This window comes from Isoptericola sp. NPDC019693 (genome assembly GCF_044389085.1).
Lineage (GTDB): Bacteria > Actinomycetota > Actinomycetes > Actinomycetales > Cellulomonadaceae > Isoptericola.
The window spans coordinates 321,502-337,299 of sequence record NZ_JBIRXP010000006.1; the positions used below are offsets into that span (position 1 = coordinate 321,502).

Here is a 15,798-nt window from a genome sequence, read left to right on the forward strand (position 1 = left end):
GATCCGTGCCCGCCGAGAACCGCGCCGCACCGCCCGCCCGCCTGCCCGCCGGGACGAAGGTCCGCTACGGCGGCGACTACAACCCGGAACAGTGGCCGCGGGAGGTGTGGGAGGAGGACTACGCCGCCTTCGACCTCGCGTCGATCGACACGGTGACGCTCAACGTCTTCTCCTGGGCGACGCTGCAGCCCGACGAGGACACCTACGACTTCGCGCAGCTCGACGACGTCGTGGCGCGCGCCGTGGCGGGCGGGCGCGACATCGTGCTCGCGACGTCGACCGGCGCGCTGCCGCCGTGGCTCGCGCACCGCCACCCGGAGGTCGAGCGGACCGACTTCCAGGGCCGGCGCCACGTGTACGGGCAGCGGCACAACGCCTGCCCGAGCTCGCCCGTCTACCGCCGGCTCTCCGCGGAGCTGGCCGGCCGCCTCGCCGAGCGGTACGCGGGCACGCCCGGCCTGGTGGCCTGGCACGTCGGCAACGAGTACGGCGGGTTCGACGGCGGCTGCTGGTGCGACCTGTGCGCCGCCGGGTTCCGGGTCTGGCTGCGGGAGCGCTACGGCACCCTTGAGCGGCTGAACGACGCCTGGAACGCCACGTTCTGGTCGCACACGTTCAGCGACTGGGAGCAGGTCGTGCCGCCGAACATGCTCAGCGAGCACTGGCGCGGGCCGGACCACACCGCCTTCCAGGGCATCACGCTCGACTACCGGCGGTTCATGTCCGACGCGATGCTCGCGAACTTCCGCGACGAGAAGGCCCGCATCCGCGCGCACGACGCGACGACCCCCGTGACGACGAACTTCATGGGGATGTTCCGGCCGATCGACTACCACCGGTGGGCCGACGACCTGGACTTCGCCTCGTGGGACAACTACCCGCCCGGGCAGCGGGAGCACGCGCGCATGGCGCTGGCCCACGACGTCATGCGGGGGCTCAAGGGCGGCGCCCCGTTCTGGGTGATGGAGCAGACGCCGACCATCACCGCCTCGCGCGACGTCAACCCGGTCAAGCGCCCTGGGGTGCTGCGGCTGTGGTCGTGGCAGGCCGTCGCGCACGGAGCGGACGCCGTCCTGTACTTCCAGATGCGCCAGTCCCGGGGGGCGTGCGAGAAGTACCACGGCGCCGTGCTCGACCACGCCGGGCGGACCGACACGCGGTCGTTCCGCGAGATCGCCGCGCTCGGGGCCGAGCTCGACGCGCTCGGCGACGCCGTGCTGGGCGCGCGCACGCCCGCCCGGGTCGCGCTGCTCTTCGACTGGGACTCCTGGTGGGCCGCGGAGATGACGGACGGCTTCAACCGGCACGCCCGCTACGTCGACACGGTGCTCGGCTACTACCGGGCGCTCTGGCAGGCGGGGGCGCAGGTGGACGTCGTGCCCGCCACCGCCGACCTGGGGCGGTACGACGTCGTGCTCGCCCCGATGCTGCACGTGCTCAAGGGCGACGTCGCGAGCCGGCTGGAGGGCGTGGTCGCACGCGGGGGATCGGTGCTCGCGTCGTACTGGTCGGGCCGCGCGGACGAGGACGCGAACGCCTTCCTCATGGACGCCCCCGGCCCGCTGGGACGGCTGTTCGGCCTCCGCGTGGAGGAGACCGACTCCGCCGAGCCCGGCGTCACCAACCCGGTGACGCTCAAGGACGGCGCGGGCGACGACGCCGTCTCGGACGCCGCGCTCGTGTTCGAGGTGCTCGTGCCGCAGGGCGCGGAGGTCGTCGGTACCTACGGTGCCGAGTTCTACGCCGGCACGCCCGCGGTCACGCGCCACCGTCCCGGGGGCGCTGGCGGTCAGGAAGGCGACGGGGTGGACGGCGAGGCCTGGTACGTCGCGACGGCGCTGGACGACGCGGGCGTCGCGTGGGTGGTCCGCCGGATGCTCGACCGGCACGGCCTCGTCGGCCCCTACGCCGACGCGCCCGACGTCGAGCTCGCGGTCCGCGAGAACGACCACGGCCGGTTCGCCTTCGTGCTGAACCACGCGACCGAGGCCGTCGACGTCGTCGCGCACGCCTCGGGCACCGACCTGCTCACCGGCCGCGCCGTCGAGGCGGGGGAGACGCTGCACCTCGAGCCCACCGACGTCGTCGTCCTGCGCGAGCACCCGCCGAGGTAGTACGAGACTCCGCGAGGTAGTTCCGGTCGAGCCGGACTACCTCGCGGAGCTTTGGACTACCGCCCGACGGTGCCGGTGACGGCGTCGCCGTCGCGCGTCACGGTGTACTCCACCGTGTCGCCGCTCCAGAAGTGGAACGTCAGGGAGACGGGCTCGCCATCGCGCAGGGTGTCGAGGTAGGCCGGGCGCAGCACGATCGCGCCGGCCGCCTCGTCGGGGGCGAACGCGGCGTCGAACTCCTGGAACGGGGTCCAGCCGTGCTGCCCGGCGCCGGTGCCGTCGGCGTAGACCGAGGCCATGGTGGCCAGCCGGTCGCCGCGGAACTGCGTCGGGATCGACACGCCGCCGCCCACGGTGCCGGAGGCGTCCGCGAGCACGGGGGTGTCGGCCGCGATCACGTGGATCCGCCACGGCACCCCCGTCGAGAAGCGCGCCTCGATCGTGGCGTGCTCGCCGTGGGCGCCGTCGCCGATCAGCCGCGTGAGGTAGTCCGCCGAGAGGGTCAGCTCGTCACCCGCGACGGCGGCGTCCGCGGCCGCGACCGGCTCGCCGTCGAGGAACAGCCCTTCGAGCGTCGTGCCGTGCGGCTCGAGCGTGACGGTCTGTGCGGTGACGTCGTCCGGGCGCACGAACACCTGGTCGGTGGACGCCGTGCCGGACCGGGTGGTCCAGCTCGACGACACCTGCGCCCACAGCTCGGGGTCGCTCCAGGTGAACCCGGTGCGGTCGAGGTGCTGACCGTTGTCCCAGAGCATGGTCGTGACCCCGGCCTGTCGTGCCTGGTGGCCCAGCTCCTCGAAGAACTTCAGCTTCTCGCCCTGCTCGATGGTGCCGGTGTGGCGGTCGAAGCCCAGCAGCCCGTACTCGCCGAGGATCACCGGGATCCCCTGGTCGACGAACGTGGCGCGCACGCGGTCGAACGTGCCCGTCATGTCGGCGCGGGAGGTCTCGTCGAAGCGGGTGCCGCCCGCGACGTTCACGCTGAACGGCCAGTAGCCGTAGTAGTGCACGGTGGCGGCGAGCTGCGGGTCGTCGAGCTCCGCGATGGTGCCGGCGAGGGCGTCGAGCCGTTCCTGCCCGGCGTTGGTGTGCAGCGTGGGCAGCACGAGCAGCCGGTCGTCGTTGCCGCCGCCGGACGCGCGCACCACCTCGTGGAACACGGTGTTGAGGTCGTCGAGCAGCAGGTCGCCCTGGGCGTCGTCGACGCCGGCGAACTGCGGCTCGTTGAGGCTCTCGAACAGGAGCTCGGACGGGTGGTCGCGGAAGCGCTCGGCGAGCTGCTCCCACGTGGCGCGGAAGCGGTCGCGCACGCCGTCCGGGTCCGTGGGCATCGCGTTCGCCCAGAGCCACGAGTCGTGGTGGATGTCGAGCAGCACGTACAGGTCCTCGGCGAGCGCCTGGTCCACGACCTCCTCCACGCGGTCGAGGTACGCCGCGTCGAGGGCGTAGTCCGGGGCCCCGCCCTGGTGGTCGTCCCAGGTGACCGGGACACGGATGCTGCGGAAGCCCTCGTCCTTGACGGCGGCGATCAGCTCGGGGGTGACGCGCGGGTTGCCCCAGGCGGTCTCGTCCGCGCCGACGGCGTCGAGCGAGTTGCCGAGGTTCCAGCCCGGTTGCATGGCGGCCACCGTCTCGGCCGCGTCGGCGGCGCGGTGCGGGTGCCCCGGGTGCCCTGGGGGCTTCGGCTTCGAGTGCCCCGGGGGCTTCGGCTTCGGGTGCGCGGGGTGCGTCGGGTGAGCGGGATGCGCCGGGTGCTGCGGGTGCGCCGGTGCGGCGCCGGCCGGGGCGGCGAGCCCGGCGGCCAGCGCCAGGCCGGCCGCGATGGCGGTGAGCGTCGTCCTGAGCGGTCGTTTCACGGTGGTGCCCTTCGTCGCGCACGGGTGAGTGGTCGCGCCCCGGTCCGCCGGTGTCGTCGTCGACGGCGGTGTCGAAGCGCTTCGAAACCCTCGCGGGCGCGAGGAGGCCCTGTCAAGAGCGCGAAACGTTACGGGGCTCCGCCGAGGCGCCGGTCGTCGTCCACCGCCGCCGGCGCCCGGGCGGGCGGGTCAGCGGACCGGCGCGGCCAGGGCGCCGGGCACCGCCAGGGTGGACAGGCCCGGGTGCCACAGCGGCGTCGTCGTCCACGCCAGGACGAGGCGCCCGCCCGGCTCGCCGCGGGCCACGAGGCGGTGGGGCGACGTCGGCACGACGGCGTCCACCTCCACGGCGGCACCGACCCGCCGCGCCCGCAGCGCCACGACGAGCACCGGGTCCGCCACCGAGCCCGCGCCGTACGGCTCGCCCGCGGGCGGCAGGTGCGGCCAGTCGACGACGTGCGTGCGCCACGTGTCCTCGCCGACGTCGAGCAGGTGCCCGTCGACCTCGACCCGCCAGGCGCCCTCGTGCTCGTGCAGCACCCACGGCACCGGGGAGACCACGTCGGACGGCGTCGGCTCCGGGTCGTCGTCGAGACGCCGCGGCCACGTGTCGAGCGCGCCGAGGCGCGCCGCCAGCCGGGCGGCGGCGTCCGGGTCGGCGTCGAGCGGCCCGTCCGTGACCCGGTCGGCGAACCGCCAGAACGCGTCGAGCACCTCGTGCGTCGCCCGGGTCGCGCCGAGGTACCCGATCGCGAGGCCGTGCGCCGGGAGCGCGAGGCCGAGCTGGCCGTACGCCCCGTCCGCGCGGAACCCGTGGCGGCTGCGCCACACCTGGTACCCGTAGCCCAGCGCCCAGTCGTGGGTCGCGCCGGGGGAGTCGGCGTTGTCCGACCAGGCGCGCCGCATCTCGGACACCCAGGCGGCCGGGACGACCTGCGCACCGCCGTACCGGCCGTCGTCGGCCAGGGCGACGGCGAGCCGCGTGAGCTGCCCGACCGTGAGGTGCAGGCCCGAGAAGCCCTGGTCGATGCGGAGCCCGCCGTCCGGGTGCGGCACCCACCACGGATCCTCGATCCCGAGCGGCTCGAGCATCCGCGGCCGCAGGTACTCCGTCAGCCGCTGCCCGGTGAGCGTGGTGACGACCGACGACAGCGTCATCGACGCCTGCGAGTTGTACACGAAGTGGCTGCCGGGCGCGTGGTCCGGCACCGTACCCAGCAGCTCGCCCGAGTCGAACCCGAGCCCCGCGACCTGCTCGGCCGAGTGCCCCGTGTTCATGCTGAGCAGGTGCCGCACCGTGATCCCCGTCGGGTCGGGCAGCCCGAGGATCTTCCCCGCGAGGTCGTCGACGGACAGCCGGCCCTCCGCGACCAGGTGCCCGACCGCGGCCGCCGTGAACGTCTTCGACACGGAGTACACCAGCCCCGGCAGGTCCTCCCGGTAGGGCGCCCAGGTGGCCTCGAGCACGGGCTCGCCGCGCCGCGCGACCGCCAGCGCGTGCGGCTCGAGGCCCGGCCGCTCGAGGTCGTCGAGCAGGTCCAGCACGGCCTGCGGGGGGATGCCGTGCCGTGCAGGGTCGGTCGTCGTCATCGGCGGAGCTCCTTCGGTACGGCGGCGGGGCGGGCGGGCCGGCGTCAGTAGATCGTGCGACCCCGGGCGTCGGCAACACCGGACTTGCGCAGGAAGTAGGTGTTGATCTGGTCGCGCCACTCGACGGCGGACCGGAGCTGCTCGGCGAGGCGCTCGCGGACCCGGGCATGGAGGTCGGCCCCGACGGCGCCGGGAGCCAGCCCGGCCAGGGACTCCCACGCCGCGACCATCTCCCGCACCCGCTCGACGCCCGCGAAGTGCGTGTCGTACACGTGCTGGATCACCGTCACGCCCGAGCGGAGCACGTGCGTGTACGGCACGTGGTGGAAGAACAGCAGCAGCTCGTCGGGGCAGGTCGCGCGGTCCTCGTAGACGTCGCGCCACGGGGCCGGGTACTGGCCCGTGAACCCGGTGCCGGTGGCGCGCGTGCGGTCGACGCCGACGCCGTCACGGTCGGCGAAGTGGTACGTGCCCCACGGGGTGTACTCGTAGCCGTCCACGTCCGGGCCGTAGTGGTGTCCCGGCCGCACCATGAAGCCGACGCCCAGCGGCGCGGTGTACGACTCGTACGTGCGCCACGAGTCGTCGAGGACCGCGTGCAGCACCTCGCGGACGCGCGCGTGGACCGTGCCGTCCGGGCCCGCGAACGTCAGCCCGATCCACTCGTCGAGGATCGCGGTCGGGTCGAGCGTCGGGTCCCACGCCAGCCGGCCGAAGGCGTAGAGGTTCGCCTGGGCCAGCGGGTGCCCGGTCCAGAACCGGTCGTCACCCACGTTGGAGACGGCGGCGATGCCGCCGCCCCCGGCGGACGCCACCGCCGCCGAGGCGTTGGGGCCGAGGCCCGCGACGACGTCGCGCACCGCGGTACCGTCCCCGTCCTCCCCCCAGGGGCGGAAGCCGAGGTTCTCGCTCCACCACGGCGCGAGATAGCACGCGTGCCGCTGCTGGCCCGTGTACTCCTGCGTCACCTGCAGCTCGAGTGCCAGCCGGGTGGAGGGCATCCCCGCGAGGACCGGCGAGACGGCCTCCCGCGTCTGGAAGTCGATCGGCCCGTGCTTGACCTGCACGACGACGTTCTCGGCGAAGCGCCCGTCGAGCGGGGCGAAGTGGTCGTACGCGGCCCGGGCGCGGTCGGTGGAGCGGTCGCGCCAGTCCTGGGTGTGGTCGTAGACGAACGCCCGCCAGTGCACCACTCCGCCGTGCGGGGCCACGGCCTCGGCCAGCAGGTTCGCGCCGTCGGCGTGGTCGCGCCCGTAGGCGAACGGGCCGGGCTGACCCTCCGAGTCGGCCTTGACGACGAAGCCACCGAAGTCGGGGACCGCGGCCCAGACGCGCTCCGCAGCGCGGCGCCACCACGCGCGGACGTCGTCGTCGAGCGGGTCGGACGTCGGCAGCCCGCCGAGCGTCATCGGCGCGGCGAAGCTCACCGCGAGGTGGGTGCGCACGCCGTAGGGGCGCAGCGCGGCGGCGACGCGGGCGACGTCGGGCAGGTCGTCGGTGAGCAGCCGCGCCTCGCGGGCGTGCACGTTGACGTTGTTGATGCAGACGCGGTCGACGCCGGTCGCGGCGAGCAGCCGCGCGTAGGCAGTGACGCGCGACAGGTCCTCGCGCACCCGGCCGTCGGCGTAGAAGATCGAGCCGCCGGCGTACCCGCGCTCGACCTGCCCCATCACCGGATGGACGTCGACGTTGTCCCAGTGGTCCAGCACCCGCAGCGCGAACGCGGGCGCGTGGCTCTCCTCGGCATCGGGGCCGGTGAATGCCGCCTCGCGGAGCCGCACGACGTGGAACCAGCCGTGCAGCAGCGCCGTCGCCGTGGCCGCCGTGACGGTGACCCGGCCGTCGTCGCGCACGAACCGGAACCCGTCCCCTGACAACTCGGGCACGAGGGCGAGGAGGACGTCGGGGGAGTCGTCCGGGTCGACGACGGCGCCACCGTGCGCGGACGTCGCGCGCGTGAGCTCCGTGCGCAGCGTCGAGGTCACCTCCGCCGAGTTGTCAGGTCGAGCGCGGGGATGACCCTGCGCTGGTCCTGACAGGTCGGGGAGGCGGAGCGCGACGCGGCGACGGCCGACGGCGGCCAGCGCGCCGTCCGGCAGCCACGCCGCGTGCGGCGCGGGATCGACAACGATTTCGGAACGCATCGGCGGGTCCCTTCGGGGTCGTGGGGGTGTGATGCGCCGCCGCGGGCCCGGGCATCGCGCCCGGCCCGCGGCGGTGCTCAGCGGGGCGTGCTCAGCGTCCGTCGCCCGGGGCCTGGGGAGCGGCGTAGCGGAACGCGTCCCAGGCGCCGAGCAGGTACTGGATGCCCAGGGCCCGGTCGTACAGGCCGTAGCCGGGGCGCGGCTTGTTGGTGGTGTTCTCGTCCCACAGGTGGCGGCCGTGGTCCGGGCGGACGTAGCCCGTGTACCCGGCCTCGGCGTACGCCTTCATGATCCCCGTGGTGTCGACGTCGCCCTCGCACGCCCGGTGCGCCACCTCGGTGAAGTCGCCGTTCGGGAAGTGCTTGATGTTGCGCACGTGGGTGAAGTGGATGCGGTCCATGAAGCGCCGCACGGTGTCCGCGGCGAGCGGCGCCTGGTCCGGGTTCGCCGAGAAGCTGCCGAGGCACAGCGTGAGGCCGTGGTGCGGGCTCGGGTGCAGGTCCAGCACGCGCTGCAGGTCGTCCGGCGTCGAGACGACGCGCGGCCAGCCGAAGACGTCGAACGGCGGGTCGTCGGGGTGCACGCCCAGCCTGATCCCGGCCTCTTGCGCCGCGGGGACCACGGCGTCGAGGAAGTAGCGGTAGTTCGCGTACATGTCCTCGTGCGTGACGCCCTCGTACGCGGCGTTGAGCTCCGTGAAGCCCGCGAGCCGCTCCGGCTCCCAGCCCGGCAGGGTGAGGCCGTGCGACCCGGCCGCCATGTCGGCGATGAGCCCCTCGGGCGTCATCTCGTCGACGACCGCCTTCTCGAAGAACAGCGCGGTCGAGCCGTCGGGCAGCGGGTGCCACAGGTCCGTGCGCAGCCAGTCGAAGACGGGCATGAAGTTGTAGCAGACGACCTTCACGCCGGCCCGGCCCAGCCGGCGGATGGTCGTCACGTAGTTCTCGATCGCCTCGTCACGGCTCATCCCCAGGACGGTGCGCCCGAGCTTGATCGACTCGTGGACGTTGACCGACTCGACGACCTCGGCGTCGAGCGTCCGCGTCACGCCGCGGGCCCGCGCCTCGTCGGAGAGCCCGGTGATGCGCGCGACCTCGGCGTCGATCTCCGCCTGCTCCCACACCTCCCCGGCCTGCTTGTGGTGCAGGCTCCACACGATCGTCTCCACGCCGGGGATCTGCCGGACGTGGTCCAGCGTGACCGTGTCGTTGCCCTCGCCGTACCAGCGGAAACCCATCTTCACTGCGTGACTCCAAGTGCTCGTCGTGCGTCGTCGCCCTCAGTCGTTGTGAGCGCGATTTCGGGGGGAATCCGACGGCTCAAAGTCCCCGAAATCGCGCTCACAGCGGTTCAGGGGCGGGAGTAGGCCGCCTGCGGCAGGCGGTAGGTGAGGTCGGCGGCGACGTCGAGCGCCTCGTCCAGGTCGAGGCGGTGCTCCGCGACGAGCCGGGCCAGGTAGCCGGCGTCGACGCGCCGGGCCAGGTCGTGGCGCGCGGGGATGGAGCAGAACGCGCGGGTGTCGTCCACGAAGCCGCTCATGTTGCTGAACCCGGCCGTCTCGGTGGCCGCCTCGCGGAACCGCCGCATCGCGTCGGGGGCGTCGAGGAACCACCACGGCGCGCCCAGGCGCAGCGCCGGGTAGACGCCGGCCAGGGGCGCGAGCTCGCGCGAGTACACGTCCTCGTCCACGGTGAACGCGATCATCCGGAAGCCCGGGTGATGGCCGAACGCGTCCAGCACGGGGCGCAGCGAGCGCGTGAACTCGGTGACCACGGGGATGTCGTAGCCCTTGTCCGGGCCGAACGCGGCGAACGGGGCGGTCGCGTGGTCGCGCAGCACCCCGGGGTGCAGCTGCATCACGAGGCCGTCCTCGGCCGACATTGCGGCCATCTGGAACAGCATGTGCCCGCTGAACGCCTGCGCCTCGGCGGCGGTCACCGTGCCCGCCAGCGCCTTGTCGAGGAGGCGTGCGGCCTCGGCGTCGTCCAGCGGCGTCGTGTCGGCGTACAGGTGGCCGTGGTCGGTCGCCCGCGCACCAGCGGCGACGAAGCGCTCGCGCTGCGCGCGCAGAGCCTCGAGGTAGCGGTCGTACGACGTGACGTCGACGCCGGCCGCCTCGCCCAGCCGCGCGACGTCGTCGCGCCAGGTCGGGCGGTCGAGGTGCAGCAGGGGGTCGGGCCGGAAGGTCGGCAGCACCCGGTCGCCGTAGCCGTCCGCGGCGAGCTTCGCGTGCGCGTCGAGCGTCGACCAGGCGGGGTCGGTCGTGGCGATGACCTCGATGTTGAACGTGTCGAGCAGGGCGCGGGGGCGGAACTCCTGGTCGGCGAGGCGGGCGGCCACCTGGTCGTACAGGGCGTCCGCGGTCTCGGCCGACGGCCGCTGCGTGACCCCGAGGACCTCGACGAGCACGTGCTCCAGCCAGTACCGCGTGGGCGTGCCGCGGAAGTGCTTCCACCCGGAGCAGAAGCGGCGCCAGACCTCCCGCGGGTCGGTCTCGACGGCCTCGTCCTCGGTGGAGCCGACGCCCAGCCGGGGCAGCGTCTCGCCCTGGGAGACCAGCATCCGCGTGAGGTAGTGGTCCGGCACGACGACGAGCTGTGCCGGGTCGCCGAACGGCGCGTCGTCGGCGAACCACTCGACGGGGACGTGGCCGTGCATCGAGACGATCGGCAGGTCCCGGACCGCGGTGTAGATCTCCCGGGCCAGGGCCCTGGATCCGGGGTCGGCGGGCAGCGCCCGGTCGGGGTGCAGGGTCCAGCGCTCGCTCACAGGGAGCTCCTCAACGTCGAGACGGGATGCGAACGTTTGCATCCTAGCCTGCCGACCCCGGGGCGAGGAATCCCCGACCTTCCCCGCGGCAGGGGCGACACGGAGGCCGCAGATGTGCGACGATCTGGCAAACGTTCGCATCGTCCGGGTGCGGGCGGAGGGCACGAGGAGACGATGGTCGTGGTCACGGTGCACGACGTCGCGCGGGCGGCCGGGGTGTCGATCTCGACGGTCTCGCGCGCCCTCACCGACCCGCAGCGGGTCGCGGCGGCGACGCGCGACCGGGTGACCGCCGCGGCGCGGGAGCTCGACTACCGGCCCAACCGCGCCGCCAGCGTGCTCCGGGCGGGCCGCTCCGGAGCGCTGGGGCTGGTGGTGCCCGACCTCGCCAACCCCTACTTCGCGGCGATCGCCAAGGGCGCCCAGGCCCAGGCCCGGGAACGGGGCGTCGGGCTGTTCGTCGTCGACTCCGACGAGGACCCCGAGCTCGAGACCGAGGCGGTCTCCGGCCTGGCCCCGCAGACCGACGGCATCGTCCTGTGCTCGCCGCGCGCCGTCGAGCGCACCGTCGAGGCGCTCGCGGGGCGCCCCGTGGTGCTGGTCAACCACCACGTCGACGGGCTGCCGTCCGTCGTCGCCGACCACGAGGCCGGGATGCTGCGGGCGCTGGAGCACCTGCGGGCCCTGGGGCACGCGAAGGTCGCCTACGTGGGCGGACCCGCCCGGTCGTGGTCGGACGGGCGGCGCCGCGCCGGGCTCCGTGCGGCCGCCGACCGGCTCGGCGACGTCGAGCTCGTCGAGCTCGGGCCGCACCGTCCGCAGGTCGCCGGCGGCCACGCGGCGGCCGACCTCGTCGTCGCCTCCCGCGCCACGGCCGTGGTGACGTTCAACGACCTCGTCGCCGTGGGCCTGGTCGAGCGGTTGCGGGTGCGCGGCCTCGACGTGCCCGGCGACCTGTCCGTGGTGGGGTGCGACGACGCGTACGTCGCGGAGCTGCTGGACCCGCCCCTCACCACGCTGCGGACCGACCTGCGGCACTCCGGCCGGGCGGCCGTGGACCGACTCCTCGCGCGCCCGGGCAAGGACGGCGAGGCGCCGCAGGACGACGTGACGCTCCCCGTCGAGCTCGTCGTGCGCGGGTCGACCGCGCCTCCGCGCGCCGCCGCCGACCGGCACTGACCAGGCACTGACCACCCGACCGACCTGACCGATCCGGAAGCATCCTCCCGGCGCCGCCGCCGGGACACGGAGGGACTCATGACCGACCGCCTGCACCGCTCCCACCTGCCCGCCCGCCTCGAGGCGCCGGTGACCCCCGACCAGGTGGGCATCGTGCACCTCGGGATCGGGGCGTTCCACCGGGCGCACCAGGCCGTGTTCACGGAGCTGGCCGCCCGCGCGACGGGGGACCGCCGCTGGGGCGTCCTCGGCGTCACGCAGCGGTCGGCTTCCGTGCGCGACCAGCTCCGCCCGCAGGGCGGCGTCTACGCGGTCCTCACCGCGGGCACCCACGAGACGCGGCTCGACCTGGTAGGCGCGGTGCTCGACGTCGCGTGGCCCGCCGAGGAGACCGCGCGGGTCCTGGAGACGATCGCGGCGCCCACGACGCACGTCGTGACGCTCACCGTCACCGAGAAGGGGTACGCCCGCGGCGCGGACGGCGGGCTCGACGTCGGGCGGGTGCGCCCGGACCTCGACGCCCTCGCCGCCGGCGACGGGGCCGCCCCGGGGGCGACGGCGGTCGGCCTGCTCGTGCGCGGGCTCGCGGCCCGGTGGCAGGCCGCGCAGGCGGCGGGGGAGCGGCGGCCGATCACCGTGCTGACCTGCGACAACATGGTCGACAACGGGCGCGTCCTGGAGCGGCTCGTGGGCGAGGCGGTGGACGCGGCGCTGCCGGGCGAGCAGGGGGACGGGCTGCGGTCGTGGCTCGCGGCGGACGTCGCGTTCCCGTGCTCGATGGTGGACCGGATCGTCCCCGCCACGACGCCGGAGCAGCGGGACGCGGTGGAGCGCGAGCTCGGCGCGCGCGACGAGGGCCTCGTCGTCGGGGAGCCGTTCCGCCAGTGGGTGATCGAGGACCGGTTCGCCGGCCCCCGGCCGGCCTGGGAGGAGGCGGGGGCGACGTTCACCGACGACGTCGCGCCCTGGGAGCAGGCCAAGCTGCGGCTGCTCAACGGCACGCACTCGCTGCTCGCGTACGCGGGGCGGCTGGCGGGGCACGCCACGCTCGCGGAGGCCGTGACCGACCCGGTGCTGCACGAGCGCGCCCGTGCCTTCATGCTCGACGACGCGCTGCCGACGCTCACGCCGCCCGACGGCGCCGACCTGCGCGCGTACGCGGAGTCGCTGCTGGAGCGGTTCGCCAACCCGGCGACCGGCCACACCACGGTGCAGGTCTCGATGGACGGCACCCAGAAGATCCCGTTCCGGTGGGGTGGCGTCGTCGCCGACCGGCTCGCGGCGGGCGCGGTCCCCGCCGGCGCGGCGTTCGCGCTGGCGGCATGGAGCGAGGTCGTGCGCCGGGAGGCGGTCGCCGGGCGGCTCGTGGACGACCCGCGGGCGCAGGAGCTCGCCGACGTCGTGGCCGCGGCCGGCGACGGGGACGCGGGGGCCGCGTCGCCGGGCGACGTCGCGCGAGCGCTGCTGGCGCTGCCCGGCCTGCTTCCCCAGGGGGCCGGCACGGACGCGCGTCTCGTGGAGGCGGTGCTGGGCCAGGTGCCGGTGCTCGCCGGGGTCTGAGGGGTCCGCGGGGGCGGAGAACCTCCGACGGGGACGAGGCGGCAAGGGGTCCGAGGGGCCGCTTGCCGCCTCGTGCGTCGCGGGGACGTCGTCGCCTGCGGGTTCGTCGTGCGGACGCGCCCCCGCGTAGGCTGCCGGCCGGATGTGAGCGACCGCACGTTCGCGGACGGGACCGGCCCGGCCGGCCGTGGCGGGCACGTCGCCCCGGGAACACGTCGGGGCTCGTTGCGAGATCGTGATGAGACTCGGAACGCTCCGGGGCTGGACAACGCTTACCGAATCCTGTTTTATCGATTCAGTCGGCAGCCGTACGAGGGGTCAACGGGGCGTCCTCGTCGCCGACGATCGTGGACGATCGACGAGCGAGGAGGCTCACATGAGGATCACGCGGAAGGCCGCCGGCGCGGCCGCGGCGGCGGTCGCCGTCGCCCTCACCCTCACCGCCTGCGGAGGCGGCGCCGACCCCGCGGAGCCCGGCTCCGCGGAGAAGGTGAGCACCGACGAGGACATCACCATCTCGCTCGCCTGGTGGGGCGAGCCCGCCCGTGCGGAGATGTACGAGAAGGCGGTGGACCTCTTCGAGGAGAAGCACCCCAACATCACCGTGCAGACCCAGTTCCAGGACTGGGACGGCTACTGGACCGCCCGGGCCACCGAGGCGGCCGGCGGTGCGCTGCCCGACGTCATCCAGATGGACCTGTCCTACCTGCGCCAGTACGGCGGCACGGGGCAGCTGCTGGACCTCGGCGGTCAGGTGGGCGTCAACCTGAACACCGACGGCGTGGAGGACTCGCTCCTGTCGTCCGGGCAGATCGACGGGGCCCAGTACGGCATCCCGACCAGCACGAACACGCTCGCCACGTTCTACAACGCCGACCTGCTCAAGAAGGTGGGCGTCGAGCCTCTCGCCGAGGGGTACACGTGGGACGACTACAGCAAGTGGATCCAGCAGGTCACCGAGGCGGGCGCCGGCGAGGACCCGGCCCTGTACGGCGGCGGCGACTTCACCGCCACGTTCTGGTTCTTCCTGCAGTGGCTCGTCCAGCAGGGTGTGGAGCCGTTCAGCGAGGACGGGACGCTGAACTTCGACGAGGCGCAGATGACCGAGTGGCTGAACCTGGGCCAGGAGCTGCGGGACGCCGAGTCGATCTACCCGATCCAGAAGAACAAGCAGCTCGAGCCGCTCGGCGGGTTCCACGTCAACGAGGTCGCGTCGGAGTCCACCTGGGACAACTTCCTGGCCGGCTACGTGGCCGAGTCGGGCGAGGACATCCAGATGCTCCCGATCCCGTCCGGCGAGAACGGCCCTGCCCAGTTCTGGAAGCCGTCGATGCTCCTGTCGGCGTCGGCCCAGACCGAGCAGCCGGAGGCGTCCGCGGCGCTCATCGACTTCCTCATCAACGAGCCCGAGGTCGGCACGATCTTCGGCACGTCGAAGGGCGTCCCGGCCGTGCAGGCGCAGATCGACGCGATGGCCGTCGAGCCCGGCTCGGTCGACGAGCAGGTCGTGCAGTACGAGGAGTCCGTGGCGGACGTCGTCACCGAGGCGGCGCCGGTCCCGGTCGAGGGCTTCGGCGAGATCGAGGCGGAGTTCAAGCGCCTCGGCGAGGAGCTCGGGTACGGCAACATCACCGTCGACGAGTTCGTCACGCAGTGGTTCTCCTTCGCGGACGGCGCGGTGAAGCAGTCGTGACTGCGGTGACCTCGGGTTCCACGCTCGACACCGCTCGGGGGACGCAGGACGCGTCCCCCGAGCGGGGGCGGGCCAAGCGCCGTCGTGAGGCGGGTGCGGGGTTCGCGTTCTTGTCGCCGTGGTTGGTGGGTTTTGTGGTGTTGACGGCGTTCCCGATGGTGGCGTCGTTGTATCTGGCGTTCACGGATTATGACTTGTTCCGTCCGCCGTCGTGGGTGGGGTTGGAGAACTTCACGAAGCTGTTCGAGGACCCCAGGTTCTGGACGTCGGCGAAGGTCACGGCGATCTATGTGCTGGTCGGTACGCCGATCAAGCTGGCGGCGGCGTTGCTGGTCGCGATGGTGCTGAACATGAAGCACCGCGGTCAGGGGGCGTACCGGTCGATCTTCTATGCCCCGTCGCTGATCGGCGCTTCGGTGTCGATCGCGATCGTGTGGAAGGCGATGTTCATCGATGACGGCATCGTGGACCGTATCCAGCAGCTGTTCGGCCTGCCGGCCGGGGGTTGGGTGGGTGACCCGTCCAAGACGATGCCGATGTTCGTGCTGCTGGCGGTGTGGACGTTCGGCGCCCCGATGGTCATCTTCCTCGCGGGGCTGAAGCAGATCCCGGCCGAGCTGTACGAGGCCGCGTCCGTGGATGGTGCGGGCCCGGTGCGCAAGTTCTGGCGGATCACGATCCCGATGCTGAGCCCGGTGCTGTTCTTCAACCTGCTGCTGGAGACGATCGGCGCGTTCCAGGTGTTCGGGTCGGCGTTCATCATCTCCGGCGGCACGGGCGGTCCGGCGGACTCCACGTTGTTCTACACGCTGTACCTGTACATCAAGGGCTTCGCCCAGTTCGACATGGGGTACGCCTCGGCCATGGCCTGGGTCCTGGTCGTCGTCGTGGGT

General features: G+C 73.5%; 10 protein-coding genes. 5 read left to right on the plus strand and 5 right to left on the minus strand.

The annotated features are described in order from the left end of the window. Positions 1-5: 5 nt before the first annotated feature. Complete coding sequence (locus ACH436_RS18340) at positions 6-2,114, plus strand: beta-galactosidase (RefSeq protein WP_430561629.1); 2,109 nt, start codon at positions 6-8, stop codon at positions 2,112-2,114. Between the two features lie 56 nt (positions 2,115-2,170). Here ACH436_RS18340 and ACH436_RS18345 read toward each other — a convergent pair whose 3' ends face one another. The 5 genes from ACH436_RS18345 to uxaC form a co-directional block, all read right to left on the minus strand. Beyond that, positions 2,171-3,970, minus strand: coding sequence for a cellulase family glycosylhydrolase (locus ACH436_RS18345; RefSeq protein ID WP_430561630.1), 1,800 nt, complete (start codon positions 3,968-3,970; stop codon positions 2,171-2,173). Between the two features lie 189 nt (positions 3,971-4,159). Beyond that, entirely contained in the window at positions 4,160-5,560 is a 1,401-nt protein-coding gene (locus tag ACH436_RS18350) for a serine hydrolase domain-containing protein (RefSeq protein WP_430561631.1), read from the minus strand. 44 nt (positions 5,561-5,604) lie between these two features. Next, the gene (locus ACH436_RS18355; RefSeq protein ID WP_430561632.1) at positions 5,605-7,704 is read right to left on the minus strand and encodes an alpha-glucuronidase; all 2,100 of its coding nucleotides are present in this window, start codon (positions 7,702-7,704) and stop codon (positions 5,605-5,607) included. 91 nt (positions 7,705-7,795) lie between these two features. Continuing rightward, the gene (locus ACH436_RS18360) at positions 7,796-8,941 is read right to left on the minus strand and encodes a mannonate dehydratase (RefSeq protein WP_430561646.1); all 1,146 of its coding nucleotides are present in this window, start codon (positions 8,939-8,941) and stop codon (positions 7,796-7,798) included. 113 nt (positions 8,942-9,054) lie between these two features. After that, positions 9,055-10,473 (minus strand): glucuronate isomerase, encoded by a 1,419-nt coding sequence (gene uxaC / locus ACH436_RS18365; protein WP_430561633.1) that lies wholly within the window; start codon positions 10,471-10,473, stop codon positions 9,055-9,057. A 174-nt stretch (positions 10,474-10,647) separates the two neighbouring features. On the opposite strand from uxaC, the gene ACH436_RS18370 reads away from it, so the two are divergent. From ACH436_RS18370 to ACH436_RS18385, 4 genes are all read left to right on the plus strand, one after another. Then, positions 10,648-11,652, plus strand: a complete 1,005-nt coding sequence (locus ACH436_RS18370; protein ID WP_430561634.1) for a LacI family DNA-binding transcriptional regulator — start codon at positions 10,648-10,650, stop codon at positions 11,650-11,652. Positions 11,653-11,730: 78 nt separating this feature from the next. Beyond that, positions 11,731-13,212: a mannitol dehydrogenase family protein gene (locus ACH436_RS18375; protein ID WP_430561635.1), complete on the plus strand. Its 1,482-nt coding sequence runs from the start codon at positions 11,731-11,733 to the stop codon at positions 13,210-13,212. A 376-nt stretch (positions 13,213-13,588) separates the two neighbouring features. Next, positions 13,589-14,905 carry an ABC transporter substrate-binding protein gene (locus ACH436_RS18380; protein WP_430561636.1) on the plus strand — a complete coding sequence of 439 codons (1,317 nt, stop codon included), beginning with the start codon at positions 13,589-13,591 and terminating at the stop codon, positions 14,903-14,905. Beyond that, positions 14,902-15,798: carbohydrate ABC transporter permease (locus ACH436_RS18385; RefSeq protein ID WP_430561637.1), on the plus strand; the 897-nt coding region annotated here is incomplete at its 3' end. The genes ACH436_RS18380 and ACH436_RS18385, both read left to right, overlap by 4 nt.